The sequence below is a fragment of the Streptomyces sp. TS71-3 genome (assembly GCF_018327685.1).
Taxonomy (GTDB): Bacteria; Actinomycetota; Actinomycetes; order Streptomycetales; family Streptomycetaceae; genus Streptomyces.
This window is the reverse complement of sequence record NZ_BNEL01000001.1, coordinates 2,537,893-2,563,547: the sequence shown is the minus strand read 5'-3', so window position 1 is coordinate 2,563,547 and position 25,655 is coordinate 2,537,893. Positions and strand designations below refer to the sequence as shown.

The window sequence follows — 25,655 nt, the reverse complement described above, 5'->3', positions numbered from 1 at the left end:
CACCGCCCCGAGGGGGCTGGTTCTGCCGTCTCCGACCATCGGCGGTTGGTGGTTGCTCGCTCCCCCACTGCCTTGAAGGCGTGGGAGGTACCCCCACCCCGCGCCCCTATCGGGCGCCTAACGGCGCCCCCGGCGCGACTCGCGCCGCGCCTCCCGCGCGTCCAGGCGGTCACGGCGCCGCTCGTCGTGGTACCGGCGCCGGTCCATCTCCAGAGCCCGCCGCTCTTCCTTGCGCCGCAACTTCTCGGCGCTGCTCACCTTCCGCTCCACGCCCACGCCCCCCAGCAGCGCGAAGCCGGTGATCTTCACGCGGGGCGCCGCGGGATCGCCCTCGTCGGCGCCGCGGTTGCCGAAGCCGCCCATGATGCCGATGCCGGAGACGTCCACGTTGACGTCGGGCGGCACCGTCACCTGCACGCCGCCCATGATCGTGAAGCACCGGATGACCGTCTCGCGGTCCTCGAACGACGCGTCCCGCAGGTCGATCTCGCCGCCGCCCCACATCGCGAACGCCGTGAAGACCTTGGAGATGGTCCACCGGCCCCTGCGCACGAAGCCGCCCCAGAACGCGAACGCCCCCGACGACGTGGGCTCAGCCCCGATCCGGGCGGGCCACTCGGCGCCGGCGGGCGCTGCCGGCCGCTTGGTCGTGGAGACGGGTGCGACGGGGGCGCCGGAGGCGGGCAGGTCGCGGGTGATGGGGGCCAGCTCGCCGTAGGTCCTGGCGCGGTAGGTGGCCTCCAGGCGCTCCTGGAACTCCTCCATGTCCAGCCGGCCCTCGGCCATGGCCTCCCTGAGCTGCTCGGCGACCCGCTCGCGGTCGGCGTCCGAGGCGCGCAGGTCGTGGTGGTCCACCGGGCCCGCCTGACCCGCGCGGTCCACCTGCCCCGCGTGGCCCACCGCCGGGGTGCGGGGCTCGTCGTCCCCGGGCGCTCCCCCGGGCGGCACAGCATCCGTCATACCAGCAGCCTACGAGGTCGGGGGGTGCACGGTCGCCTGCCCGGCATACATCTTTGCGATGACGGCCTCGATGTCCGGCTCCCGCACGGACAGGTCGACGAGCGGGTGGGCGGCGGCGATCATCGCCACCAGCGGGGCGGCCGGGCGGCCCGCGGGGAAGGCCAGCCACTGGCGCGGCCCCTCGGTCCGTACGACGCGCGCCTCGCCGCCGGTGTCGATGGGCGGCATCTCCCGTTCCAGGTCCACGACGAGCGTGCGCTCCCCCGCTCCGATCTCGTGCAGCCCGGTGAGCGGCCCGTCGTACATCAGGCGCCCGTGGTCGATGACCATCACCCGGCGGCAGAGCTGCTCGATGTCCGTGAGGTCGTGGGTGGTGAGCAGCACGGTGGTGCCGCGCTCGTCGTTCAGGCCGCGCAGGAACTCCCGTACCCGGGCCTTCGACACGACGTCCAGGCCGATCGTGGGCTCGTCGAGGTAGAGCACGTCGGGGTCGTGCAGCAGGGCCGCCGCGATGTCGCCGCGCATCCGCTGGCCCAGCGACAGCTGCCGTACGGGCACGTCCAGCAGGTCGGCCAGCTCCAGCAGTTCGACGCAGCGGTCCAGGTTGGCGCGGTACGCCGCGTCGGGGATGCGGTACATGCGGCGCACCAGGCGGTAGGAGTCGATGAGCGGCAGGTCCCACCAGAGCGTGGTGCGCTGCCCGAAGACCACGCCGATCCGGCGGGCCAGCCGGGTGCGCTCGCGTGCCGGGTCGATGCCGGCGACCCGGAGCCGGCCGCCGCTGGGCGTGAGGATGCCGGTCAGCATCTTGATGGTGGTGGACTTGCCTGCGCCGTTCGGCCCGATGTAGCCGACCATCTCGCCGCGGCCGACCGTGAAGGAGAGCGAGTCGACGGCCCGCACCCGCCGCTTCTCGTGGCGCAGCAGGCCCGTCCTGCGGCGCACGTCGAAGACCTTCTCGACGGCTTCGAGGGAGATGAACGCCTCGGCCGCCGCGGCCTGATCGGCGTCCCTGGCCCCCTCGCCCAGCACGGCCTGTTCACGTCGCAGGGCCTGCCCGGCCCTGTCTGGCACTGTGTCGGACACGGTTCAGCTCCCGGTGCTGCGGTACGAGCGGAGGGCCGCGCGCCAGGCCACGCCCGCCAGCGCGCAGCAGGCCAGCGCGACCGGCGGGGGCGCCCAGGCGACCCACTGCGGCAGGTGGACGGGGTAGGGGCGGCCCAGGATGTAGAGGGCGGGCAGCCAGTTGACGAAGGCCAGGGGCACGATGAAGGTCACCCCGCGCACCAGGTCCTTGGCGAACACCGTCGGCGGGTACTGGAGCAGCGTGGTGCCGCCGTACGTGAGGGAGTTCTGCACCTCGGCGGCATCCTGCGCGACGAACTGGAACGCGGCGCCGGCCACGAACACCGCCGAGAAGACGGCCGCCCCGCTGACCAGCATCACCGGCAGCAGCAGCACCTTCTGCGGGGTCCAGGCGATCGGGGCGGCGGCGAGACCGTAGCCGAGCACCAGCGCCCCCTGGGTGACGCGGCCGAGGCGGCGCAGCGCGAACCGGTCCGCGGCGACCTGCGCGAGCACCGGCACCGGGCGCACCAGCAGGACGTCCAGCGTGCCGTCCCGCACCCGCCGGCCCAGCCGCTCCGTCGAGCCCATCACCAGGTCCGCCAGGCCGAACGCGGTGGCCGCGGTGCCGTACAGCAGGGCGACCTCGGGCAGCGCGTACCCGCCGAGGGAGTCCACCTGGGAGAACATCAGCAGGATCGCGGCGAAGTCGAACGCGGTGGCGACGAAGCTGCCGAACAACGTCATCGCGAAGGAGGCGCGGTACGCGAGCGTGGAGCGGATCCACATGGCGGCGATCAGCCCGTAGCAGCGCAGGCCGTGCGCGAGGAGGTCCCGGCGCCGTTCCGGCCGGTCGAGGTGCGGCGGGACAGCGGGCGCGCGGTGCGCGGCGCCCACCGCCGCGGAGCCCTCAGCCACCCTGCACCACCACCCGCCGGGTCGCCGTGGACTGGAGCAGGCGGCCGGCGGCGAGCAGGACGAGAGCCCAGCCGGCCTGGAAGGCGTACGCGCCGAGCAGGGCCCGGCCGGTGCGCTCGCCGAGGAAGACGTCCGCGGGGACCTGGATCAGCGCGGACCACGGCAGCGCCCGCGCCACCTCGCCGAGGGTGCCCGGGAAGACGTTCAGCGGCAGTAGCATCCCGGAGAAGAACATCCCGGCGAGCCACGCCATCTGCGTCACCCCGGCGCCGTCCAGCAGCCAGAACGCGGAGAGCGCGACCAGGAAGCGGATTCCGAAGCTGACGGCGGTACCGAGCGCGACGGCCAGCAGGAAGGCCAGCCAGCGCACCGGGTCGGCGGGCAGCGCGAGGTCGAAGAGCAGCGAGCCCACGGCCATCGGCAGCACCCCCCGCCCCACCAGGTGGAACGCCGCGCGGCCCGTGTCGCCCGCGAACCACCAGACCTGGAGGTCGGCGGGCCGGTAGAGGTCGATGGCGATGTCGCCGGTGCGGATCCGCTCGGTCAGCTCGTCCTCGAAGCCGCCGCCCATCGTCGCCATCACCATGAGCAGCCCCTGGCCCAGCCAGACGTAGGTGAGCGCCTGCCCCTGGTCGTAACCGCCGAGGTGCGGCCTCTGGTGCCAGAGGGCCAGGTAGGTGTAGGCGAGGATCACCCCGAACACGGTGTTGGTGAAGATCCCGGCGGCGGTGGCCGTCCGGTAGGTGGCGTGGCGTCTGAACCCGTTCAGCGCGACCAGCGCGTACAGCCGTCCGCTGCGCACCACCGCGTCCTCTCCCCGTCTTCCCGTCTTCCCGTCTTCCCGTCTTCCCGTCTTCCCGTCTCGATGCAACGGTCCCGGCGGCGTCCTGCACGGCCGCCCCGCCGCTCCGGCCGCCGTCCCGCGGGGCCCGCGTTCCGGCGGGCGCACCCTCCCCGCACCCGGTCCAGCCGCGCCCCGCCGTGTCCGGACAGCCGAACGCAGGAGCTTAGACGCCCCGTCGCGGCGCGGCCACAGATTTTCCGCGTGCGGCGCGCGCCCCGCCGCGGGGCTCCCGGGGAAAAGTGCGAAAGTGTGCAAGTACGTGCATAGGAGGCATAAGGCGCATTGAGCCCATGCATTGAGCCCATAGCGGAGTCAGGGGGAGCCCCAGCCGGGCCCGGGCGCGAATCGGGAGTCCACGAGACATGATCGACGAGCCGCAGCAGCACGACGAGTTCGGCCGGGCCCTCGGGCCCGGGTACGGCCCGGCCATCGGGCCCCGCCCCGCCCGGCCGCTCTCCCCCGGCTGGGCCCTGCACCAGGGGCCGGGTCCGGGCGACGGTGGTGCTGGGGGCCGCGGCGGTCGCGGCGGCCGGAGCGCCCGATCCGCGCACGGCCGCGGCGGGCCCTCCGGCCGGGGCGGGCGAGGCGGACGGCGCGGCTCGACGGGTCCGCGCGGCCACCGCGGCAGGGCGCACCACCATCCCGGCGGGCCCCACCACCCGGGCGACCCCGGGCGCGGCGGCGCCACCGCGGCCCGCCCCGGCCGGGGGGAGAAGCGCAGGAAGCGCCCGAAGCGCAAGGGCCTGCGCCGCCTGCTGCCGACCTGGCGGATGCTGCTGTTCTCCGGGGCCGGCGGGGTCGCGCTGGTGGCGGGCGCCTTCATGGCCGGCTACCTGCTCGTCGACATCCCGGCCGCCAACGCCGCGGCGACGGCGCAGAACAACGTGTACCTCTACGCGGACGGCACCCCGATCGCCCGCGAGGGCGACGTCAACCGCGAGAACGTCCCGCTGGCCGCCGTCCCCAAGCACGTCCGGCGGGCCGTCCTCGCCGCGGAGGACCGGGACTTCTACGCCGAGTCGGCCGTCGACCCGATGGCGATGCTCCGCGCGGGCTGGAACACGGCGACCGGCAAGGGCAGGCAGTCCGGCTCGACCATCACCCAGCAGTACGTCAAGAACTACTACCTGGACCAGCAGCAGACCGTCTCCCGGAAGGTGAAGGAGTTCTTCATCTCCATCAAGCTGGACCGCGAGCACAGCAAGCGGGAGATCCTCCAGGGCTACCTCAACACCAGCTACTTCGGCCGCAACGCCTACGGCATCCAGGCCGCCGCCCAGGCCTACTACGGTCTCGACGTCGGGGACCTGGACATCGCGCAGGGCGCCTACCTCGCCACCCTGCTGAACGCGCCGAGCGCCTACGACGTCGTGGCGCACCCGGAGATGCGGCCGAGGGCCCTCGCGCGCTGGCGGTACGTGCTCGACGGGATGGCCAAGGAGCACTGGCTCACCCCGGCCCAGCGGGCGCGCGCGGTCTTCCCCACGCCCCGCTCGCCGCACACGGGGAGCGGGCTCGGCGGGCAGCGCGGGTACGTGGTCCAGGCCGTGAAGGACTACCTCGTCGGACACCACGTCATGCCGAAGAAGGCGAACGGCTACCGGGTCACCACCACGCTGCGGCGCCGCGACCAGGACGCGTTCGCCGCCGCCGTCGACGACCAGCTGCTCTCCCGGCTCGACAAGGAGTCCCGCGTGGACCGGGCGGTGCGCGCGGGCGGCGCCGCCGTCGACCCGCGCACCGGCAAGGTCATCGCGATGTACGGCGGCGTCGACTACACGAAGCAGTACGTCAACAACGCCACCCGCCGGGACTACCAGGTCGGCTCGGCGTTCAAGCCGTTCGTGCTCGCGGCGGCCATCGAGCACGGCGCGCAGGACCAGCACGGGGAGCCGATCTCCCCGAACTCCATGTACGACGGCCACGACCAGCGCCCCGTGGTGGGCTGGCGGGGCCGCGCGTACGCGCCGGGGAACGAGGACCACACCGACTACGGCCGGATCAGCGTCAGCGAGGCCACCGACAAGTCCGTGAACGCGGTGTACGCGCAGATGGCCGTGGACGTCGGCCCCGAGAGGGTGCGCTCGACCGCGATCGGCCTCGGACTGCCTGCGGACACCCACGACATGCCGAAGGGGCCTGCCATCGCGCTGGGCACCGCCACCGCGAGCGCCCTCGACCTGGCGAGCGCGTACGCCACGCTGGCGGGCCACGGCAGGCACATCCCGTACACGCTGGTGGAGAAGGTCACCAGGGACGGCAGGAACGTGCCGCTTCCCGACCGGACGCCCACCCAGGCGGTGAGCCGGGAGGCCGCGGACACCACCACGTCCGTGCTGCGCGGCGTCGTGGACGGCGGCACCGGCACCGCGGCGCAGGCGGCGGGGCGGCCCGCCGCGGGCAAGACGGGCACCGCGGAGGACGACCAGGCGGCCTGGTTCGCCGGCTACACCCCCGAGCTGGCGACCGTCGTCACGGTAATGGGCCAGGACCCGAAGACCGGCGGGCACATCCCCCTGTACGGGGCGCTGGGCGAGGCGCGCATCAACGGCGGCGGGCTGCCGGCGCGGATCTGGGCGGCGTTCACGGAGACGGCCCTGGACCGGGTGCCGGTGCGGGACTTCGACCTCCAGGTCCAGCAGGGGGCTGCGCCCTCGCCTGAGCCGACGCCGGGGGAGCCGGATCCGTCCGGTGAGGAGCCCGGTGATACCGGGCGGGAACCCGGGGGTGACGGGGGTACCGGGGGCGACGGCGGGACCGGGGACGCCGGGACCGGGGGTACCGGGGAGGACACCGGTGGTGCCGGGCGGGACCCGGGGGGTACCGGGCAGGAGCCCGGGGAGGTTCCCGAAGGTACCGGGGAGGCGCCCGGGGCTACCGGGGGTGACGCCGGCGACGGCGGTGCGCAGGGCCCTCCGGGCGGGGGTGCGGGCGACGGGCCCATGCCGGGGCCTCCCGCGCCCACGGACGCGGGGCGGACGGTGCCGGATCCGCCCCGGCACGAGCGCGGGGCTGCGCCCCGTTAGGAGACCGCCCCCTCAGGGGGCGCTGCCCCCCGTGCCCCTATCCGGACGGGGCTTCGCCCCGATCCCCGTCTGCCCCTTCGGGCCGGTGGCCATCCGACGGCCTCGCCGTAGCTGGTCGCGCAGTTCCCCGCGCCCCTGGCAAGGCCGGGCTCCGCCCCGATCCCCCAACCGCCCCTTCAGGCCGGTGACGATCCAACGGCCTCGCCGTAGCTGGTCGCGCAGTTCCCCGCGCCCCTGGCAAGGCCGGGCTCCGCCCCGATAGGGGTGCGGCAGCCGCGACGCGAGCCGGGGGATCGGGGCGAAGCCCCGTCCTGATAGGGGCGCGGGGAACTGCGCGAGCAACCACCCACCCACCGACGATCCGGACACGACAGAAACCGCCCCACCGGGACGGTCCAAGCGGCGGAGCCGCTTATCGGGGCGAAGCCCCACCCACCGGTGGTCCGGACACAACCGGAACAACCCCATCCGGCCGGTAGCCGCCCGCAGGGCCCCGCGGCGGAGCCGAAAACGGCTACAGGTACAGCCCCGTAGAGTCCTGCGACCCCTCGAAGCGGTCCGCCGCCACCGCGTGGAGGTCTCGTTCGCGCATCAGGACGTAGGAGATACCGCGGACCTCCACCTCGGCAGGGTCCTCCGGGTCGTACAGAACGCGGTCCCCGGGCTCCACCGTCCGCACGTTCTGCCCCACGGCGACCACCTCGGCCCACGCCAGCCGCCGGCCGACCGCTGCGGTCGCGGGGATCAGGATGCCGCCGCCGGAGCGCCGCTCGCCCTCGCTGGTGTCCTGCCGGACCAGCACACGGTCGTGCAGCATCCGGATGGGCAGCTTGTCCGGGTGGTCAGGGGTACGGTCCATCTCGCTGTCCGCGTGCCTCTCGCTGTTCGCGCTCACGTCATGAACCTACCTGGCCGCGGCCCGCCCACCCGCCTCCGGGTGGCCGGCGCCGGAGCCGGCGGGTACGGCAGGAGGTCAGCGCCCGCGCCGCCGGGACCCGGCCACCAGCAGCCCGACCAGCCCGACGACCACCAGCGCCGCCGGCACGATCCGCTCGGGGCGCGGCCGCCCGTCGTCGTCGACGAACTGCCTGCGCACCTCGGTGGCCAGCCGGTTCGCGCGCACGTACGCGCGTCCCAGGGAGCGGTCCACGCCCTCGACGACCTTGGCCCTCGCGTCCGCGGCGATCGTCTTCGGATGCACCCGGACACCGATCTCGTCGAGCGCCTCGGCCAGCCGCTCCCTGCGGTGCCTGATGTCCGCCTCGATCTGCGCAGGGGTCCTGGTATCCGCCGCTTCCGACACCGCGCTGCCTCCGTGGTCCGATCCGGCGCCGGGCGCCGGCTGTGCTGGGTCAGGGCGACAGTCTGTCAGCTCGCCGGGCGCGCGCCCGCACGGCACCCCCTGCGGGCTCGTTAGGCTCGTAACCGTCAGCCGCCCTCCGCATCCGCGGACCACACCTTTCACCCGCCCGGCGCGCGGGCCGCGCCCGTCCGCCGGGGGATCCAGGAGAACGACCATGAGCGAGCGCCTCCAGCCGGGCGACACCGCACCCGCCTTCACCCTCTCCGACGCCGACGGCGCCGAGGTCTCCCTCGCCGACCGCCGGGGCCGCAAGGTCATCGTGTACTTCTACCCGGCCGCCATGACCCCCGGCTGCACCAAGGAGGCCTGCGACTTCACCGACAACCTCGCGCTGCTCGCGGACGCCGGCTACGACGTGCTCGGCATCTCCCCGGACAAGCCGGAGAAGCTGGCCAAGTTCCGGGAGAAGGAGCAGCTGAAGGTCACCCTGCTGGCGGACCCGGACAAGTCCGTCCTCCAGCGGTACGGGGCCTACGGCGAGAAGAACTCCTACGGCAAGACGGTCACGGGCGTGATCCGCTCCACCGTCTTCGTCGACGAGGAGGGCAAGGTCGAGCGGGCCCTGTACAACGTCAGGGCCACCGGGCACGTCGCGAAGCTCATCAAGGACCTCGGCCTCTGAGGCCTCCGACCGGCCCACCGCCCAAAGCCCGCCGCCCGCCGCCCGCCGCCCGCCGCCCGCGACCCGCCGCCCCCCGGCCCGGCCACGTCCGCACGGCTCTGCACACAAGTACTCCATAGTGTGACGAAACTCCCCCGCAATGGGGGATCTCGTTTGCGGTCGCCGTATCGGAGCAAGCGATCCCATGGACGTGTGCCCAGAGGCGAAGGAGGGATCCGCTCCATGGCGGTCGGCGGGCATGACCACGAGGCAGATCCTGCGGCGATCAGGCGACACCCGGCTCTCTTCCGTGCCGTGAGACGCCGCAGGAACCCTCCACTGCGGCGTACGGACATCACCGTCACGGACGAGGCGGCGGTGCGCAGGGCGGTGAAGGCCGCCGCGCTCGGTAACGCCATGGAGTGGTTCGACTTCGGGATCTACAGCTATCTCGCGGTCACCATCGGCCATGTCTTCTTCCCGTCGGGGAACGACACCGTCCAGTTGCTGTCGTCCTTCGCCACCTTCGCGGTCTCCTTCCTGGTGCGGCCGATCGGCGGCATGGTCTTCGGCCCGATGGGTGACAAGATCGGCCGCAAGAGGGTGCTCGCCCTCACGATGATCATGATGGCGATCGGCACCTTCGCGATCGGCCTCGTCCCGTCCTACGCCTCGATCGGCTTCTGGTCGCCGACCCTGCTGATCTTCTTCCGGCTGGTGCAGGGCTTCTCGACGGGCGGCGAGTACGGCGGGGCGTCCACGTTCATCGCCGAGTACGCGCCCGACAAGCGGCGCGGCTGGTACGGCAGCTTCCTGGAGTTCGGCACGCTCTCCGGGTACGTCGGCGCCTCCGGGCTCGTCGTCATCCTGAGCGCGCTCCTCTCCCAGGGCCAGATCGACTCCTGGGCGTGGCGGATCCCGTTCCTCGTCGCGGGGCCGCTCGGCCTGGTCGGCCTCTACCTGCGGCTGCGGCTCGACGAGACGCCCGCCTTCCAGAACCTGGAGGAGCGCTCCACCCACACCGTCGCCGACGCGGCGAACAAGGTCGAGACCACCACGAAGAGCGAGCTGGCGGACATCTTCCGCACCCAGTGGCGCACGCTGATCCTCTGCATCTGCCTGGTGGGCGCGTACAACATCGCCGTCTACCTGCTGCTGACGTACATGCCGACGTACCTGACCGACGAGTTGCACTACGGCACCGTCGACGGCCTGGTGGCGCTGCTGTGCGTCATGGTCGTGATGATCCTGGTCATCAACCAGGTCGGCAGGCTGTCCGACCGGTTCGGCAGGAAGCCGCTGCTGATGGCCGGGATGCTGGGCTTCCTGGTGCTCTCGGCGCCGTCGCTGCTGCTGATCAGGCTGGGCGGCCCGGTGGCGGTACCGGCCGGGCTCCTGCTGCTCGGGCTCTCCCTGGTCTGCCTCCAGGGCACCATGTCGGCGGCGCTGCCCGCGCTCTTCCCGACCCAGGTGCGGTACGGCTCGCTGTCGATCGGCTACAACCTGTCGGTGTCCCTCTTCGGCGGTACGACACCGCTGGTGGTCACGGCGCTGATCAGCTGGGCGGGCACCAACATGATGCCCGCGTACTTCGCCATGGCGGCGGCGCTGGTCGGCGTGGTCTCGGTGGCCATCATGAAGGAGACGGCGCAGCAGCCGCTGGACGGCTCGCCCCCGGCCGTGGGGACGCCGGAGGAGGCGGCGGAGATGGTCGAGTCGCAGGCGCACGAGCCCAAGTTCTGAAGGCGGAAGCCGCTTTCCGGGGGTTTCCGGCGGGATGTGGCCCCATCGTGCGGCGACCATGGCGCCGGGGCCACTACGATATGGACGGCACGCGGCCGTGGTGGAACTGGCAGACACGCTGGGTTTAGGTCCCAGTGGGCTAACACCCCGTGAGGGTTCAAGTCCCTCCGGCCGCACACGGGCCCTGGTTCACCGGAACCAGGGCCACCCTCTTTCTTCCTCGGGAGTCGGCTCCGCCCGGCCCGGACTGGTCCGGCCGCTCAGGCGACCAGCTCCTCCACCGCGGGCACCAGCGCCCGGAAGGCCTTCCCCCGGTGGCTGATCGCGTTCTTCTCCGCGGGGGTCAGCTGCGCGCAGGTCCGGGAGTTTCCCTCCGGCTGGAGGATCGGGTCGTAGCCGAACCCGCCGTCGCCCACGGCCTCGTAACGCAGCGTCCCCCTCAGCTGCCCCTCGACGACCCGCTCGCGCCCGTCCGGCAGCGCCAGCGCCGCCGCGCACGCGAAGTGCGCGCCGCGATGTGCCTCGTCGATGTCGGCGAGCTGGGCCAGCAGCAGTTCCAGATTGGCCTGGTCGTCGCCGTGCCGCCCGGCCCAGCGCGCGGAGAGGATCCCGGGTGCCCCGCCCAGTACGTCCACGCAGAGCCCGGAGTCGTCCGCGACCGCGGGCAGCCCCGTCGCGCGGGCCATGGCGTGCGCCTTGAGGAGCGCGTTCTCGGCGAACGTGACGCCGGTCTCCTTGACGTCGGGCAGCTCCGGATACGCATCCGCGCCGAGCAGCTCGTGGGTGAGCCCCGCGTGGGCGAGGATCGCCCGGAGCTCGATGACCTTGGCGGCGTTGCGGGTGGCGAGAATCAGACGCGTCATGCACCCAGTATCGCGGGCGCCACGGGCCGCCCGGGTGTCAGGGGCCAGGGGTCAGAGGTCAGGGATGAGGGGTCGAGGATGAGGAGTCAGGGATGGGGGGCGAGGATGAGGGGTCAGGGCGTGCAGACCTTGGTCAGCTCGCCCGCCGCGTCCGTGACGGGGGTCATGTCGGGCGTCTCGTCGCCGTTCCTGAGGTCGGTGCGGATGGCGCCCACGGCGTCCTTGAGGTCGTCGACCGCTTTGTCGACGTCGTCGTGGCCGGTCCTGTCGCCGATGTCGCCGAGCTTCTTCTCTATGGCGTCCAGGGCGTCGTCCGCCTTGGCGGGGTCGTCGGAGGCGTTCTCCACGGCCTGCTGGAGGTCGGTGACGCTGTCCGCGATGGAGTCGGCGGTGTGCAGGCAGTCCATGGCCGTGCCGACGGCGTCACATCCCGTCAGGACGGGGGCCGCGAAGGCGACGGCCGCGACGGCGGCGGCGAGGGCGGTGGTGATGCGGCGGCGGCCCGAAGCCATGCGGCGGTCCTCCCAGGAGTCACGGCGGTGCACGCGGAGCGGCCCGCGCGTGTACTCCATAGAACGCCTTCGGGGCACCCCTTGGTTGCTTCTTTACCGTCAGAACCATGGCGGGCACGCACCAGGCGCGCTATCCGGCCACGCCGCAGGCGGCCCCCGGACACCCGGCCGGCCCGCACTCTCACCGGACCGGCCGGCGCCGGGGCCTCACTCCAGCGCGGCCCGCTGCGCCGCCGCCAGCTCGGTGCAGCCCGTGACGGCCAGGTCGAGCAGGGCGTTCAGCTCGTCGCGCGCGAACGGCTCGGCCTCCGCGGTGCCCTGGACCTCCACGAAGCGCCCGTCGCCGGTGCAGACGACGTTCATGTCGGTCTCGGCGCGGACGTCCTCCTCGTAGCAGAGGTCCAGCATCGGCACGCCGCCGACGATCCCGACGGAGACCGCGGCGACGGTGCCGGTCAGCGGGTTGCGCCCGGCCTTCACCAGCTTCTTGCGCTGCGCCCAGTCGATCGCGTCGGCAAGCGCCACGTAGGAGCCGGTGATGGCGGCGGTGCGGGTGCCGCCGTCGGCCTGGAGGACGTCGCAGTCCAGGACGACGGTGTTCTCGCCGAGCGCCTTGTAGTCGACGACGGCGCGCAGGGACCGGCCGATCAGGCGGGAGATCTCGTGCGTGCGGCCGCCGATCCGGCCGCGGACGGACTCGCGGTCCCCGCGGGTGTTGGTGGCGCGGGGCAGCATCGCGTACTCGGCCGTGACCCAGCCCTCGCCGGAGCCCTTGCGCCAGCGCGGCACGCCTTCCGTGACGGAGGCGGTGCACAGGACCTTGGTGTCGCCGAAGGAGACGAGGACGGATCCTTCGGCGTGTTTGCTCCAGCCCCTCTCGATGGTGACCGTGCGGAGGGCGTCTGAGGTGCGGCCGTCGATACGTGACATGGGGTGAGCCTAGTCCCGGCCGGCACCGCCCCCGGACGCCCGCTCACCGGGGGCCCGTTCGCCAAGCCTCCGTTCACCGGGCCTTCGTTCACCGGGCCTTCGTTCACCGGGCGCCGAAGCGGTCGGAATCCGGCCGGAATCCGGCCCAGGTCACATCATGTCCTCGATCTCCGAGGCGATCGGGTCCGCGTCCGTGCCGACGACCACCTGGATGGCGAAGCCCATCGCGACGACTCCGTGCGCGCCCGCGGCCTTGAGCGCGGCCTCGTCGACCTTCGCCGGATCGACCACCTCGGTGCGCAGGCGGGTGATGCAGCCCTCGATCTCCTCGATGTTCTCGATACCGCCGAGTGCGGCGACGATCTTCTCGGCCTTGCTGGGCATGTCCCGGCTCCCTCTCGTGGTCACGGTGGCACGTCGGCGGGCCCGAACGGCCATGGCGCAACTGGTCTACACCAGCATGTCCTTGCACCTCAACCACCGCCCGGAACCTATGGTCCAGGACACAGGAGTCGCGGGTTCCGGACGGCCACGACCCATGCTAGAACAGGTCTACACCAGTGTGGTGTAGACCACTATCGAGACCGCCCGGGCGCATCGCGCCGCGGGCGGCTCCCGTACATGGAGGACGTTGATGACCACCGCCACCGCCGCGGCGGCACCCGCGAAGAAGCGGGGTTCGGGCCTGTTCCAGGGCCTCCAGAAGATCGGCCGCAGCCTCCAGCTCCCGATCGCCGTGCTGCCGGCGGCGGGCATCATGGTCCGCCTCGGGCAGGACGACATCTTCGGCAAGGACGGCCTCGGCTGGGACCGCGTCGCCTCGGTCTTCAGCAACGCGGGCAGCGCCCTGACCGGGGCCCTGCCGATGCTGTTCTGCATCGGCGTGGCGATCGGCTTCGCGAAGAAGTCGGACGGCTCGACCGCGCTGGCCGCGCTCGTCGGCTTCCTCGTCTACAAGCAGGTGCTCCAGGCGTTCCCCGTGACCGAGGCCGTGGTCAAGAGCGGCCCGGACGTGCCGGCCACCTACAACGACCCGGGCGTGCTCGGCGGCATCATCATGGGCCTGCTCGCCGCGGTGCTCTGGCAGCGGTTCCACCGCACCAAGCTGGTGGACTGGCTGGGCTTCTTCAACGGCCGCCGGCTCGTGCCGATCATCATGGCGTTCGTCGGCATCGTGATGGGCGTCTTCTTCGGCCTGATCTGGGAGCCCATCGGCAACGGCATCTCCAGCTTCGGCGAGTGGCTGACGGGGCTCGGCCCGGCCGGCGCGGCGCTGTTCGGCGCGGTGAACCGCGGGCTGATCCCGATCGGCATGCACCAGTTCGTCAACACGGTGGCCTGGTTCCAGCTCGGCGACTTCACCAACTCCGCGGGCCAGGTCGTGCACGGCGACATCACCCGGTTCCTCGCGGGCGACCCCTCGGCCGGCATGTTCCAGTCGGGCTTCTTCCCCATCATGATGTTCGGCCTGCCGGCCGCCGCGCTCGCCATCGCGCACTGCGCACGGCCCGAGCGGCGCAAGGTCGTCATGGGCATGATGGTCTCGCTGGCGCTGACCTCGTTCGTGACCGGTGTCACCGAGCCGATCGAGTTCTCGTTCATGTTCATCGCGCCGGTGCTGTACGTGCTGCACGCCCTGCTGACCGCCTTCTCCATGGCGCTGACCTGGGGTCTCGGCGTGCACGCCGGGTTCAACTTCTCGGCCGGCTTCATCGACTACGTACTCAACTGGCACCTGGCGACGAAGCCGTGGCTGATCATTCCGATCGGTCTCGTGATGGGGGTCGTCTACTACGTGGTCTTCCGGTTCGCGATCATCAGGTTCAACCTGCCGACGCCGGGACGCGAGCCGGAGGAGGAGGACCTCACTCAGGCGTGACCTTCTGTCCGGGGTGAGCCCGGTGCCCCTCAAGGGGCGCCGGGGTGGCCCCTTGCCGAAGGGGAACCCTCAGAGCCAGTACTCGGCGCCCGGCGCCGCCAGCTCCGCCGGGCCGTCGTACTCCGCTCGCGCGTCCGCGAGGTTCCCCCGGGGATCCGTCCACGGGGGAATGTGCGTGAGGACCAGCCGCCGGGCGCGGGCGAGCCGCGCGGCCTCGCCCGCCTCGCGGCCGTTGAGGTGCAGGTCGGGGACGTTCTCCTTGCCGGCCGTGAACGCCGCCTCGCACAGGAAGAGGTCCGTGTCCGCGGCGAGTTCCGTCAGCTCCTCGGCCGGCCCGGTGTCCCCCGAGTAGGTGAGGGAACGGCCGTCGTGCTCCAGCCGGATGCCGTACGCCTCCACGGGGTGGCGCACCTTCTCCGTGCGGACGGTGAAGGGGCCGATGTCGAAGGTGCCGGGCTTGATCGTGTGGAAGTCGAAGACCTCGCTCATCGAGGACGCGGACGGCGTGTCCGCGTAGGCCGTGGTCAGCCGCTGCTCGGTGCCCTCGGGCCCGTAGACGGGGATCGGCGCGCAGCGCCCGCCGTCGTGCCGGTAGTACCGGGCGACGAAGTAGGCGCACATGTCGATGCAGTGGTCGGCGTGCAGATGGCTGAGGAAGACGGCGTCGAGGTCGTAGAGGCCGACGTGGCGCTGCAACTCGCCCAGGGCACCGTTGCCCATGTCGAGGAGCAGCCGGAAGCCGTCGGCCTCCACGAGGTAGCTCGAGCAGGCCGAGTCCACGGACGGGAACGAACCCGAGCAGCCGACGACGGTGAGCTTCATTGCTGCTGGAACCTCCGCGCGGGCTGGCGTTGGACGGGACGGCCGTATCGGCGACGGGACAGACGTGGTCGTGCGGTCCGGGGCACCCTGGGGGTGCCTCCCGCGCCTCCAAGGCAGTGGGGGACCCCAAAGGTCCACCACGACGCTGAAAAGCGTGGGCAATACCCCCAGGCGGAGAGCGTAAGGCGCAAAAGCGCCGGTCGCTCCTCCGTCGTGGGCCGTTGTGGGGGAACTCACCTGCGCTGTCACCGGTTCGGCGGCCTCGACGGGCCCGTCACCCCCGGGTACGGTCGCGTCATGAACGCGTCCTGGTGGCCGGGGGTGGCGGTGGTCGCGCTCCTCGCGCTGCTGGCCACGGTGGTGGACGGGTGGGGGCGGGGACGGCGCGTACGGCGCCCACGGCGCCGGTCACGCCGGAAGGACCACCAGGATCCCCGGGAGTGATCTCACCGGGCACCCCGGTTCCTTTGAGGGGCGCGGGGATGGGGGTACCTCCCACCCCGCGCCCCTCAGGAGGCGCTGCGCGCCCCGCGGCGGGGCCGCACGTCGGCACACCGGCGCGCTACGTCGGCACACCGGCGCGCTAGGGGGAACCGGGGGTGCCCCCAGAAGCAGGCTCTACGCCCAGAGCTGGCCGTGGAGGGTCTCGATCGCCTCTTCCGTGGTGGCCGCGGTGTACACACCCGTCGACAGGTACTTCCAGCCACCGTCGGCGACGACGAAGACGATGTCGGCGGCCCCCTGCGCCCGCAGGACCTTGCGGCCGACCCCGATCGCCGCGTGCAGCGCCGCGCCGGTGGACACACCGGCGAAGATCCCCTCCTCCTGGAGGAGTTCACGCGTACGCGTCACCGCGTCGGCGCTGCCCACCGAGAAGCGGGTGGTGAGCACGGACGCGTCGTAGAGCTCGGGGACGAAGCCCTCGTCCAGGTTCCGCAGGCCGTAGACCAGGTCGTCGTAGCGCGGCTCCGCGGCGACGATCTGGATGTCCGGCTTCTGCTCGCGCAGGTAGCGGCCCGCGCCCATCAGCGTGCCGGTGGTGCCGAGGCCCGCGACGAAGTGGGTGACCGAGGGCAGGTCGGCCAGGATCTCGGGGCCGGTGGTGGCGTAGTGGGCTCCGGCGTTGTCCGGGTTGCCGTACTGGTAGAGCATGATCCAGTCGGGGTGCTCGGCGGCGAGCTCCTTGGCGACGCGGACGGCGGTGTTGGAGCCGCCCGCCGCCGGACTGGAGATGATCTCCGCCCCCCACATGGCGAGCAGGTCGCGGCGCTCCTGCGAGGTGTTCTCCGGCATCACGCACACGATCCGGTAGCCCTTGAGCCGGGCGGCCATGGCCAGTGAGATGCCGGTGTTGCCGGAGGTGGGCTCCAGGATCGTGCAGCCGGGGGTGAGCCGGCCGTCCTTCTCGGCCTGCTCCACCATGTGCAGGGCCGGGCGGTCCTTGATGGAGCCCGTCGGGTTGCGGTCCTCCAGTTTCGCCCAGATCCGTACGTCCTCGGAGGGCGACAGCCGCGGCAGGCGCACCAGCGGGGTGTTGCCGACCGCGGCGAGGGGGGAGTCGTAGCGCATCGGGGATCAGGCCCGGCCGCCGGCCACGGCCGGCAGGATCGTGATGCTGTCGCCGTCCGACACCTTGGTGTCCACGCCGTCCAGGAAGCGGACGTCCTCGTCGTTCAGGTAGACGTTGACGAAGCGGCGGAGCTTGTCGCCGTTGTCCGCGTCGATCAGTCGGGCCTGGATGCCGGTGTGCCGGGACTCCAGGTCGGCGAAGAGCTCGGCGAGGGTCGTCCCCGAGCCCTCTACGGCCTTCTCGCCGTCGGTGTACTGGCGGAGGATGGTCGGGATGCGGACCTCGATGGCCATGGCTTCAGGGCTCCTGTCGGGGTGGAGGTGTCGGTTCGGTGGGCACGCGGCACCACGGTACGGCCGCGGATTCCCTGGCGGTGCGGGGTGGTACGGGTGCTGCGCGGACGGGCTCCGCTGCTCGCGCCGCACAGCGCGGGAGTCAGCCGCAACAGATCGCGCTGGCCATCCGGCAGAGGTCGACGTGCAGCCGCGCCACGAGCATCTCCCCTGGGATGCCACCGGGGCCCTCGGGGCAACGGGCGCAGGAGGCCCTCAACGAACACGGAAGCGCCACCCCCGGCGTCTTGTCGCTCACGTCTTGAGGAACCATGCCGTCATCGTATCGATTCCCTGATGCCGCCCCGAGATGTGGTCTCACATGGTGGATGGAAAACACCTATAATGCGAGATATACCTCTGTGACATTGCACCCGATTTGCACCGCCTACCGCCTTTGACTCCCCATTTATCGGCATTCATGGCAAACATCGAGTTTTACGCCTCGCATGGGGGTGACCCGCGCCTCAGAACCGCTGAGACGAGGGAGCAGACCGTGATCACACGAGAGCAGATACCGAGCGTGCTGGACCACGCCGTGTACGACACGCAGGGGAACAAGATCGGCGACGCCAAGCACATCTTCCTCGACGACGTCAGCGGCCGCCCCGAATGGGCCAGCGTGAAGACCGGCATGTTCGGCGGCCGTGAGTCCTTCGTCCCGATCCGGGACGCCGCGCTGGTCGAGGACCACCTGGAGGTCCCGTTCGACAAGGCGAAGGTCAAGGAGGCCCCCACCGTCGCCATCGACTCCGGCGGGCACCTGTCCGCCGAGGAGGAGCACCGGCTGTACGAGTACTACGAGGTGGAGTGGGACACCGCCTGGCAGACCACCGAGCAGCCGGCCGCGGGCCGCACCGGCACCGGTGAGAGCGGCGCGGCGGAGCGCTCCGGGCCGGCCTTCGCGGAGTCGGGCGCCGAGGAGACCGCCGAGATGCCCGCCGAGGGCGAGGCGTCCGGGATGACCGGTGAGGGCGCGGGGACCTCCCGCGAGGGGATGCCCGCCGAGGGCGGCGCTGGTGTGGGCGCCATGCCCCCGCCCGCCGGGACCGAGGGCGCCATGCCCGCGGCGTCCGGGCAGCCTGCGCCGGAGCGGGGCGGTGACTTCACGGAGGCCATGACCCGTTCCGAGGAGCACCTGCACCTCACCACCGAGCGGCAGGCCGTGGGCCGGGCGCGGCTGCGCAAGTACGTGATCACCGAGGAGGAGGAGCAGCGGATCCCGCTGACCCACGAGGAGGTCAGGATCGAGCGCGAGCCGATCACCGAGGAGAACCGGGACGCGGCGCTGGCCGGGCCGGACATCTCCGAGGGGCAGCACGAGGTGGTGCTGCACGCCGATCGCGTGGTGATCGAGACGGAGACCGTGCCGGTGGAGCGGGTTCGGTTGGGGGTCGAGGAGAAGACGGAGCAGGAGACCGTGCGGGGGGAGGTCCGCAAGGAGCGGATCGACGTGGAGACGCCCGAGGAGGGCCCCTCCTCGTGACACCTCCTCCGGGGGCACCCCGGAATCCCCCCGGGTGCCCCCGGGTCCCCCGGTCCCCTCGGGGCGCTCGGATTCCGGGCGCCCCCGGGGCTTTCGAGGCAGGTGGAACTGTTCGGGTGCGCCCGGTTCCCCCTGAGGGGCGCGGGGAACTGCGCGAGCAGCCACCACCCGCCGGTGGTCCGGACACGACAGAACCAGCCCCCTCGGGACGGTGACGACGCGACGTCCCCCACTGCCTGAAGGGCGTGGGAGGTGCCCCCAGTCGTAGCTGAGCGCGCAGTTCCCCGCGCCCCTGGGGAGGCCGGGGTCTCGCCCAACGTACGTGCCCGCCCGGAAGGGGCGCGGGGAACTGCGCGAGCGACCACCCACCCGCCGGTGGTCAGGAAACGACAGAACCAGCCCCTTCCGGCCTGTGACGACCTGCAAGGTCGCGTCATGGCTGGTCGCGCCCACGCGGCGGAGCCTCCCCCACTGCCTCAAGGGCGTGGGAGGTGCCCCCACGACACAGCCCCGCGCCCCTGAAGGGAACCGGGGGCCCCGAAGCAGCTAGTTCGGGTATTCGTCCACTACGTGGACTTCCTCCTCGGTGACCTCGCCGTTCTCGATGCGGAACGAGCGGAACTGGAAATCGCCGAGGCCGTCCGTGTCGGCGGTGGAGACGAGGACGTAGTGGGCGCCGGGCTCGTTCGCGTAGGAGATGTCCGTGCGTGACGGGTACGCCTCGGTGGCCGTGTGCGAGTGGTAGAAGACCACCGGCTCCTCGTCGCGCTCCGCCATGCCCTTGTACAGCTTCAGCAGGTCGCCCGAGTCGAACTCGTAGAACGTGGGCGACCGCGCGGCGTTCAGCATCGGGATGAACCGCTCGGGCCGGTCCGTGCCCTCCGGGCCCGCGATCGCGCCGCACGCCTCGTCCGGGTGGTCCTTGCGGGCGTGCGCCACGATCTGGTCGTGGAGGGCCTGGGTGATGGTCAGCATGTCGGTCAGCATAAGCAGGGACCAGGGCCGCAGGTGGGTACGGGGGCCTCGCCCGTCAGGCCTCCCCCGCCGGTCGCCCACCGGCCCCGCTCTCCCCCGCCCGCGCGGCCGCGCGCTCCGCCGCGGCCTGGGTGCGGGCGAAGGCCTCGGGGTTGCGCGCCTTCAGCACGAAGTAGCTCACCACCATGATCAACGCCCACAGCGGCGCGCAGTACAGCGAGATCCGGGTGTCCTTGTCGATGCCCATCATCACGATCACCACGCCGATGAAGCCGAGCGCGAACCAGCTGGTGAGCGGCGCGCCGGGCGCGCGGAAGGCCGAGCGCGGCAGCTCGCCGCGGTCCGCCTTCGCGCGGTAGCGGATCTGGCAGACCAGGATCATGATCCAGGCCCACATGCCGGAGATGGTGGCGAACGACACCACGTAGGTGAAGGCCTGGCCCGGCCACATGTAGTTGATCCAGACGCCGACGAGCATCAGCGCCGCCGAGAAGGTGGTGCCGACCAGCGGCGTGCCGCTCCTGGTGAGCCGGGTGAAGACGGCCGGGCCCTGGCCGTTGCGCGCCAGGTCGCGGAGCATCCGGCCGGTGGAGTACATGCCGGAGTTGCAGGACGACAGGGCGGCGGTGAGCACGACGAAGTTGACGATCCCGGCGCCGGCCGCGAGGCCCATCTTCTCGAACGCCGCGACGAACGGCGAGACGCCGGGCTGGAAGCTGCTCCACGGCACCACCGAGAGGATCATGATCAGCGCGCCGACGTAGAAGACCGCGATCCGCCACGGCACGGTGTTGATCGCCTTCGGCAGGGTCTTCTTCGGGTCCTTGGACTCGCCCGCGGTGACGCCGACCAGCTCCACGGCGAGGAACGCGAACATCACGATCTGCAGCGTCATCAGGGTGCCGCCGACGCCCTTGGGGAAGAATCCGCCGTCGCCCCAGAGGTGGGTCACCGACGCGGTGCCGCCGGCGTCGGAGAAGCCGATGGTCAGGATGCCGACGCAGATGAGGATCATGCCGACGATCGCGGTGACCTTGACCATCGAGAACCAGAACTCCAGCTCGCCGAAGACCTTCACCGAGATCAGGTTCACGCCGTAGAGGATGACCGTGAAGACGAGGGCCGAGGCCCACTGCGGGATGTGCCACCAGAACGTCATGTAGGTCGCCGCCGCGGTGACCTCGGTGATGCCGGTGACGACCCAGAAGAGCCAGTACGTCCAGCCCGTCACGTAACCCGAGAGGGGGCCGATGAACTCGCGGGCGTACTCCGAGAAGGAACCCGAGACCGGGCGGTACATCAGGAGCTCCCCGAGCGCCCGCATGATGAAGAAGATCACCAGGCCGGCGACCGCGTACGCGAGGATCAGGCTGGGGCCGGCCTTCGCTATCGCCTTGCCGGCACCGAGGAACAGACCGGTGCCGATGGCTCCGCCGATGGCGATCATCTGGATCTGGCGGGCACCCAGACCGCGCTGGTACCCCTCCTGGCTGCGACCGCCCACGGCCGAGGAGCCGACCGCTCCCGAGCCGTCGCCGTCGTGGTGATCCACCTGGGCCGAGGTCATGGTGGTTGGCCTTTCTCCATGCCGATCCCCGCCTGAACGGCCGCGGATCGGGTCGCGATCCCCCGGATGTGCTGGAGTTGTGCCTGCCGGCTGTACGCCTCCCCGGGGCGCCCCGGAGGGCTCGGTAAGCCCTCTGGCGGTCGTGAAGATGTATCACGGCCTATGAGGTGATCAGATACCTATATGTGACTCAGGTCACTGGAAAAACCGCACGAATGCCACTCGGGTCGGCCGTTCGGGTGACCCTCGGTGCACGATCGTTATCCGGGCGTCAGCCTGTGCTGAACGAACACCCGTGCTGAACGGGCAGGTGCGCGGCTCGCTGGTGGCCGGTGCGCCTTCGGTTCGTTGTGGGGGCGGGGCCGCGGGGGGATATCCGTCCTCGGTCCCGCGTCCTCCGTCGACCGGACGGTTCCCCTGGGCCTGACGCAAAACACTGCGGGCGGACATCCCCCCACGTCCCCCCACGTTTCGTACGCGGCTGCGGGCCGGTGGGCCAACAGGCGCCTGCCCCCCCCTGCGGGCAGTCGCTCCGCGGGGCCGGGGGCACCACCTCCCAGGCCAGCCCTGCGCTCAGGGGGACAGCGTGCCGACCAGGGTCTCCTGGAGGCTGCCGAGCCACAGGTAGGCCATCACCATGGGCTTGCGGGAGTCGGAGTCGGGGAGCCGGTACAGGTCGTCCGCCTCGTCCTCGTCGCGGACCTCCAGCCGCGCCCCGATCGCGAGCCGCAGGTCGTTGAGCGCGCCGAGCCACTGCCGCGACTCCTCGGGCCCGAGCCGCAGCACCGCGCCCTCCTCGCCGACGGGGGACAGCGCGTCGAGCGAGCGGACCACCGCGACGGCGTCGTCCCGCTTGCGGGACCGCAGGTCGTTCTCCGTGAAGCGGCGGAACTCCGCCGAGGAGGAGCGCTGCTCCTCCGCCTCCTTCGCGGTGTCCGGCGGCCCGTCGGGTCCCCCGTACGCATCGGGGAAGAGCCGCTTGAGCACCGGGTCGGAGGGCGGCTCGCTGGGGCCCTCCGCGAAGAGCTCGGCCAGCGGGTCCTCGGACTCCCCCTCGGCCGGGCCGGGGCCGATCAACTCCAGGAGCTGGACGGCCAGCGAGCGGATGATGGAGATCTCGATCTCGTCGAGCGCGACGGCCGCGCCGCCACCCGGGATCGTCTCGAAGTGTCCTGACATGGCAGAGAGCAGCTACTTCCGATCCTGCTGGAGGGTGGCCCACAAACCGTAACCGTGCATCGCCTGCACGTCCCGCTCCATCTCCTCGCGGGTCCCGCTGGAGACCACCGCACGGCCCTTGTTGTGCACGTCCATCATCAGTTTGGTCGCCTTGTCCTTGGAGTAGCCGAAGTAGCTCTGGAAGACGTAGGTGACATAACTCATGAGGTTGACGGGGTCGTTGTGCACGATGGTGATCCAGGGCAGGTCTGGCTCGGGTACGGCGTAGGCCTCCTCGGCCGACTCGGGCTTTTCGATCTCTAGCGGAGCGGGAGCCGTCACAGGCCCCATGCTGCCACCACTGACCGCCCCACGCACAAACCGACCCCGGCGGCCCCGCCCCTGGCCTCCCCCCGACTTCCCCGCCCGTCACCGGGAGGCCCCCAGGCCCGGGGCACCGAAATCGTCAGAGTGACGAGATGAGGGGTACGATTCCGGCATGAACACTGTGGATCTGGGGTTGCCGGTCGACGTGCCTTCGACGGCCCTCTTCACCGACCACTACGAGCTGACCATGCTCCAGGCGGCCCTGGCGGCGGGCAGCGCGCAGCGGCGCTCGGTCTTCGAGGTCTTCACCCGCAGGCTGCCCGAGGGCCGCCGGTACGGCGTGGTGGCGGGCACGGGACGGGTCCTGGACGCCGTGGAGAACTTCCGCTTCGACGAGGCCGTGCTGCGCTTCCTGCGCGAGCGCGGCGTCGTCGACGCCGCCACGCTCGACTGGCTGGCCGGCTACCGCTTCAGCGGGGACATCTGGGGCTACCCCGAGGGCGAGGTGTACTTCCCGGGCTCCCCGATCCTCCGGGTGGAGGGCAGCTTCGCGGAGTGCGTCCTGCTGGAGACGGTGATCCTCTCGATCCTCAACCACGACTCCGCGATAGCGGCGGCCGCCTCCCGGATGGCGTCCGCCGCGGGCGGGCGGCCGCTGATCGAGATGGGCGCGCGCCGCACCCACGAGCTGGGCGCGGTCGCCGCGTCCCGCGCCGCGTACGTCGGCGGCTTCACCAGCACCTCCGACCTCGCCGCCGGCTTCCGCTACGACATCCCGACGGTCGGCACCGCCGCCCACGCGTTCACCCTGCTCCACGACACGGAGACCGACGCGTTCCGCGCACAGGTCGACTCGCTGGGCCGGGACACCACGCTGCTCATCGACACGTACGACGTCAGGGACGCGGTCCGCCACGCGATGGAGGTCGCGGGGCCCGACCTCGGGGCGGTCCGGATCGACTCCGGCGACCTGCTGCTCGTCGCCCACCGGGTGCGCCAGCAGCTCGACGAACTCGGCGCCACCGGCACCAGGATCGTGGTCACCTCCGACCTCGACGAGTACGCCATCGCCTCGCTGGCGGCGGCGCCGGTGGACGCGTACGGGGTCGGCACGCAGCTGGTGACCGGGTCCGGGCACCCGACCTGCTCCATGGTGTACAAGCTCGTGGCCCGTGCGGAGTCGGGGGACGCGGCGGCGCCGCTGGTGCCGGTCGCCAAGAAGGCGCTGGGCGGCAAGACGTCCATCGGGGGGCGCAAGTGGGCGGCGCGGCGGCTGGACGCGGATGGGGTGGCCGAGGCCGAGGTGGTGGGTACGGGGCCCGTGCCCGAGGAACTCGCGGACCGCCAGCTGCTCGTGCATCTCGTGAAGGCCGGGCAGGTCGTCGCGCGCGAGCCCCTGGACGTCGTCCGCGACCGCCATGCCGCTGCCCGCGCCAACCTGCCTCTCTCGGCCACCCAGCTCTCCCGAGGCGAACCGGTCCTCCCCACGGAGTACGCCTGACGGCGAGCGGATCCTTCCGGCGCCCGGCCCCCTCGGGTCCGTGGTCGTCGGCCGGTCCCGTCGTGGCCGCTCGCGCAGTTCCCCGCGTCCCCTTTTTTGGGGCTGCGCCCCGAGAGCGGTCCCGCCCCCTCGGGTTGACTGTCGTCTGCGGGTCTCCCGTGCCTGAGCGCGCAGTTCCCCGCGCCCCTGACGGGGCGCGAAGCGCCCATGAAAGGGGCGCGGGGAACTGCGCGACCAGCCACAGCGGACCCGCGGATGACAACAGACCCAAGGAGACAGGACCCCTCACAGGGCGAAGCCTCAAAAAAAGGGGCGCGGGGAACTGCGCGACCAGCCACCGGAAACCCGCGGCCAACAACAGACCCAAGGGGGCAGGACCCCTCACAGGGCGAAGCCCGAAGCAGGGGCTCGGCCCGGAAAACAGACGCGCGCACCCCCGACATCGGCTCACCGCGGGCGTAGCCCGCCCCGCCCTCTCGCGCAAACCCCCCGCACTCCCTACGCTCGGAACGAGCGGAAGCCCCCGGGGGCCCGAGGAAGCGGACGGGCCCCGCCCCGTCCGCGCCACTCAGCCGAAGGACACCGACCATGCGCCGCGCCCTGATCGTCGTAGACGTGCAGAACGACTTCTGCGAAGGAGGCAACCTCGCCGTATCGGGCGGCGCGGACGTGGCCGCCGCGATCACCGAACTGATCGGCCAGGCGACGGCCGGTTACCGCCACGTGGTGGCCACCCGTGACTGCCACATCGCCCCGGGCGACCACTTCTCCGACCACCCGGACTTCGTCCGCACCTGGCCCGCGCACTGCATCGCGGGCACCGAGGGCGTCGGCTTCCACCCGAACTTCGCCCCCGCGGTGGCCTCCGGCGGCGTCGACGCGGTCTTCGACAAGGGCGCGTACACGGGCGCGTACAGCGGCTTCGAGGGCGTGGACGAGAACGGCACGCCGCTCGGCGACTGGCTGCACAGCCACGGGATCACGGACGTCGACGTGGTCGGCATCGCCACGGACGCCTGCGTGCGCGCCACGGCGCTCGACGCCGCCGACGCGGGCTTCCGCACGCAGGTCCTGCTGGACCTGACGGCCGGCGTCTCCGCCGCGACCACCGAGCGCGCCCTGGAGGAGATGCGCGAGGCCGGCGTGGAGCTCACGGGCAAGCCCGTCGTCTGACCGCCGCCTCGCCGGCCCGGCCCGCCCGCGCACGCCGACA

26 protein-coding genes and 1 tRNA gene are annotated in these 25,655 nt (G+C 72.0%); 9 read left to right on the top strand and 18 right to left on the bottom strand.

The features are described 5' to 3' along the window. Nucleotides 1–117 precede the first annotated feature (117 nt). From Sm713_RS10420 to Sm713_RS10405, 4 genes are all read right to left on the bottom strand, one after another. Complete coding sequence (locus tag Sm713_RS10420; protein WP_212911923.1) at nucleotides 118–840, bottom strand: DUF1707 domain-containing protein; 723 nt, start codon at nucleotides 838–840, stop codon at nucleotides 118–120. 129 nt (nucleotides 841–969) lie between these two features. Continuing rightward, entirely contained in the window at nucleotides 970–1,989 is a 1,020-nt protein-coding gene (locus Sm713_RS10415; RefSeq protein WP_212911922.1) for an ATP-binding cassette domain-containing protein, read from the bottom strand. Nucleotides 1,990–2,049: 60 nt separating this feature from the next. Continuing rightward, entirely contained in the window at nucleotides 2,050–2,943 is an 894-nt protein-coding gene (locus tag Sm713_RS10410) for an ABC transporter permease (protein ID WP_249416206.1), read from the bottom strand. Further along, nucleotides 2,936–3,745 (bottom strand): ABC-2 family transporter protein, encoded by an 810-nt coding sequence (locus Sm713_RS10405; protein WP_212909341.1) that lies wholly within the window; start codon nucleotides 3,743–3,745, stop codon nucleotides 2,936–2,938. Before Sm713_RS10405 ends, Sm713_RS10410 begins: the two co-directional genes overlap by 8 nt. 404 nt (nucleotides 3,746–4,149) lie before the next feature. On the opposite strand from Sm713_RS10405, the gene Sm713_RS10400 reads away from it, so the two are divergent. Further along, nucleotides 4,150–6,813, top strand: a complete 2,664-nt coding sequence (locus tag Sm713_RS10400; RefSeq protein ID WP_212909340.1) for a transglycosylase domain-containing protein — start codon at nucleotides 4,150–4,152, stop codon at nucleotides 6,811–6,813. A 514-nt stretch (nucleotides 6,814–7,327) separates the two neighbouring features. On the opposite strand, the gene Sm713_RS10395 is transcribed toward Sm713_RS10400, so the two are convergent. Both Sm713_RS10395 and Sm713_RS10390 read right to left on the bottom strand, forming a co-directional pair. Further along, nucleotides 7,328–7,672, bottom strand: coding sequence for a co-chaperone GroES (locus Sm713_RS10395; protein ID WP_212911920.1), 345 nt, complete (start codon nucleotides 7,670–7,672; stop codon nucleotides 7,328–7,330). A gap of 114 nt (nucleotides 7,673–7,786) precedes the next feature. Further along, nucleotides 7,787–8,116 (bottom strand): DUF3618 domain-containing protein, encoded by a 330-nt coding sequence (locus tag Sm713_RS10390; RefSeq protein ID WP_212909339.1) that lies wholly within the window; start codon nucleotides 8,114–8,116, stop codon nucleotides 7,787–7,789. A 214-nt stretch (nucleotides 8,117–8,330) separates the two neighbouring features. Here Sm713_RS10390 and bcp point away from each other — a divergent pair, with 214 nt between their 5' ends. The 3 genes from bcp to Sm713_RS10375 all read left to right on the top strand — a co-directional run bounded on the left by bcp (nucleotide 8,331) and on the right by Sm713_RS10375 (nucleotide 10,696). Further along, entirely contained in the window at nucleotides 8,331–8,798 is a 468-nt protein-coding gene (gene bcp, locus Sm713_RS10385) for a thioredoxin-dependent thiol peroxidase (RefSeq protein WP_212909338.1), read from the top strand. A gap of 222 nt (nucleotides 8,799–9,020) precedes the next feature. Continuing rightward, nucleotides 9,021–10,520: an MFS transporter gene (locus Sm713_RS10380; RefSeq protein ID WP_212909337.1), complete on the top strand. Its 1,500-nt coding sequence runs from the start codon at nucleotides 9,021–9,023 to the stop codon at nucleotides 10,518–10,520. 91 nt (nucleotides 10,521–10,611) lie between these two features. Beyond that, a tRNA-Leu gene (locus tag Sm713_RS10375) sits at nucleotides 10,612–10,696 on the top strand. A gap of 84 nt (nucleotides 10,697–10,780) precedes the next feature. Here Sm713_RS10375 and rdgB read toward each other — a convergent pair. The 4 genes from rdgB to Sm713_RS10355 form a co-directional block, all read right to left on the bottom strand. Then, nucleotides 10,781–11,383 carry an RdgB/HAM1 family non-canonical purine NTP pyrophosphatase gene (rdgB, locus tag Sm713_RS10370; RefSeq protein WP_212909336.1) on the bottom strand — a complete coding sequence of 201 codons (603 nt, stop codon included), beginning with the start codon at nucleotides 11,381–11,383 and terminating at the stop codon, nucleotides 10,781–10,783. Nucleotides 11,384–11,496: 113 nt separating this feature from the next. Further along, nucleotides 11,497–11,895, bottom strand: coding sequence for a hypothetical protein (locus tag Sm713_RS10365; RefSeq protein WP_212909335.1), 399 nt, complete (start codon nucleotides 11,893–11,895; stop codon nucleotides 11,497–11,499). A gap of 207 nt (nucleotides 11,896–12,102) precedes the next feature. Beyond that, nucleotides 12,103–12,825: a ribonuclease PH gene (gene rph, locus Sm713_RS10360; protein ID WP_212909334.1), complete on the bottom strand. Its 723-nt coding sequence runs from the start codon at nucleotides 12,823–12,825 to the stop codon at nucleotides 12,103–12,105. Between the two features lie 150 nt (nucleotides 12,826–12,975). Further along, entirely contained in the window at nucleotides 12,976–13,209 is a 234-nt protein-coding gene (locus Sm713_RS10355) for a glucose PTS transporter subunit EIIB (protein WP_212909333.1), read from the bottom strand. A gap of 250 nt (nucleotides 13,210–13,459) precedes the next feature. On the opposite strand from Sm713_RS10355, the gene Sm713_RS10350 reads away from it, so the two are divergent. After that, nucleotides 13,460–14,704: a PTS transporter subunit EIIC gene (locus Sm713_RS10350; RefSeq protein WP_212909332.1), complete on the top strand. Its 1,245-nt coding sequence runs from the start codon at nucleotides 13,460–13,462 to the stop codon at nucleotides 14,702–14,704. Between the two features lie 69 nt (nucleotides 14,705–14,773). Here Sm713_RS10350 and Sm713_RS10345 read toward each other — a convergent pair whose 3' ends face one another. Next, nucleotides 14,774–15,526 (bottom strand): MBL fold metallo-hydrolase, encoded by a 753-nt coding sequence (locus Sm713_RS10345; RefSeq protein WP_212909331.1) that lies wholly within the window; start codon nucleotides 15,524–15,526, stop codon nucleotides 14,774–14,776. Nucleotides 15,527–15,823: 297 nt separating this feature from the next. Here Sm713_RS10345 and Sm713_RS10340 point away from each other — a divergent pair, with 297 nt between their 5' ends. Then, nucleotides 15,824–15,970, top strand: coding sequence for a hypothetical protein (locus Sm713_RS10340; RefSeq protein WP_212909330.1), 147 nt, complete (start codon nucleotides 15,824–15,826; stop codon nucleotides 15,968–15,970). A 174-nt stretch (nucleotides 15,971–16,144) separates the two neighbouring features. Here Sm713_RS10340 and Sm713_RS10335 read toward each other — a convergent pair whose 3' ends face one another. The 3 genes from Sm713_RS10335 to Sm713_RS41635 all read right to left on the bottom strand — a co-directional run bounded on the left by Sm713_RS10335 (nucleotide 16,145) and on the right by Sm713_RS41635 (nucleotide 17,702). Continuing rightward, nucleotides 16,145–17,095, bottom strand: coding sequence for a PLP-dependent cysteine synthase family protein (locus tag Sm713_RS10335; protein WP_212909329.1), 951 nt, complete (start codon nucleotides 17,093–17,095; stop codon nucleotides 16,145–16,147). 6 nt (nucleotides 17,096–17,101) lie between these two features. Next, nucleotides 17,102–17,389, bottom strand: a complete 288-nt coding sequence (locus Sm713_RS10330; protein WP_212909328.1) for a MoaD/ThiS family protein — start codon at nucleotides 17,387–17,389, stop codon at nucleotides 17,102–17,104. Between the two features lie 142 nt (nucleotides 17,390–17,531). Continuing rightward, on the bottom strand, nucleotides 17,532–17,702 hold the full coding sequence (locus Sm713_RS41635) for a putative leader peptide (RefSeq protein ID WP_374195975.1): 171 nt from the start codon (nucleotides 17,700–17,702) through the stop codon (nucleotides 17,532–17,534). Between the two features lie 222 nt (nucleotides 17,703–17,924). Between Sm713_RS41635 and Sm713_RS10325 the strand changes: the two genes are divergently transcribed. Beyond that, entirely contained in the window at nucleotides 17,925–18,914 is a 990-nt protein-coding gene (locus Sm713_RS10325; protein WP_212909327.1) for a DUF2382 domain-containing protein, read from the top strand. Between the two features lie 546 nt (nucleotides 18,915–19,460). Here Sm713_RS10325 and Sm713_RS10320 read toward each other — a convergent pair. The 4 genes from Sm713_RS10320 to clpS form a co-directional block, all read right to left on the bottom strand. Further along, a complete protein-coding gene (locus Sm713_RS10320) occupies nucleotides 19,461–19,889 on the bottom strand; it encodes a Mov34/MPN/PAD-1 family protein (protein ID WP_212909326.1) in 429 nt (142 codons plus the stop codon). Nucleotides 19,890–19,944: 55 nt separating this feature from the next. Continuing rightward, nucleotides 19,945–21,456, bottom strand: coding sequence for an amino acid permease (locus Sm713_RS10315; RefSeq protein WP_212909325.1), 1,512 nt, complete (start codon nucleotides 21,454–21,456; stop codon nucleotides 19,945–19,947). Nucleotides 21,457–22,029: 573 nt separating this feature from the next. Then, the gene (locus Sm713_RS10310) at nucleotides 22,030–22,635 is read right to left on the bottom strand and encodes a DUF2017 domain-containing protein (RefSeq protein ID WP_212909324.1); all 606 of its coding nucleotides are present in this window, start codon (nucleotides 22,633–22,635) and stop codon (nucleotides 22,030–22,032) included. Nucleotides 22,636–22,647: 12 nt separating this feature from the next. Next, nucleotides 22,648–22,965: an ATP-dependent Clp protease adapter ClpS gene (clpS, locus tag Sm713_RS10305; RefSeq protein ID WP_212909323.1), complete on the bottom strand. Its 318-nt coding sequence runs from the start codon at nucleotides 22,963–22,965 to the stop codon at nucleotides 22,648–22,650. A gap of 148 nt (nucleotides 22,966–23,113) precedes the next feature. On the opposite strand from clpS, the gene Sm713_RS10300 reads away from it, so the two are divergent. Together Sm713_RS10300 and Sm713_RS10295 are read left to right on the top strand one after the other, a co-directional pair. Further along, nucleotides 23,114–24,442 carry a nicotinate phosphoribosyltransferase gene (locus tag Sm713_RS10300; protein ID WP_212909322.1) on the top strand — a complete coding sequence of 443 codons (1,329 nt, stop codon included), beginning with the start codon at nucleotides 23,114–23,116 and terminating at the stop codon, nucleotides 24,440–24,442. 588 nt (nucleotides 24,443–25,030) lie between these two features. Next, a complete protein-coding gene (locus Sm713_RS10295; protein WP_212909321.1) occupies nucleotides 25,031–25,615 on the top strand; it encodes a nicotinamidase in 585 nt (194 codons plus the stop codon). The last annotated feature ends 40 nt before the right edge of the window (nucleotides 25,616–25,655 follow it).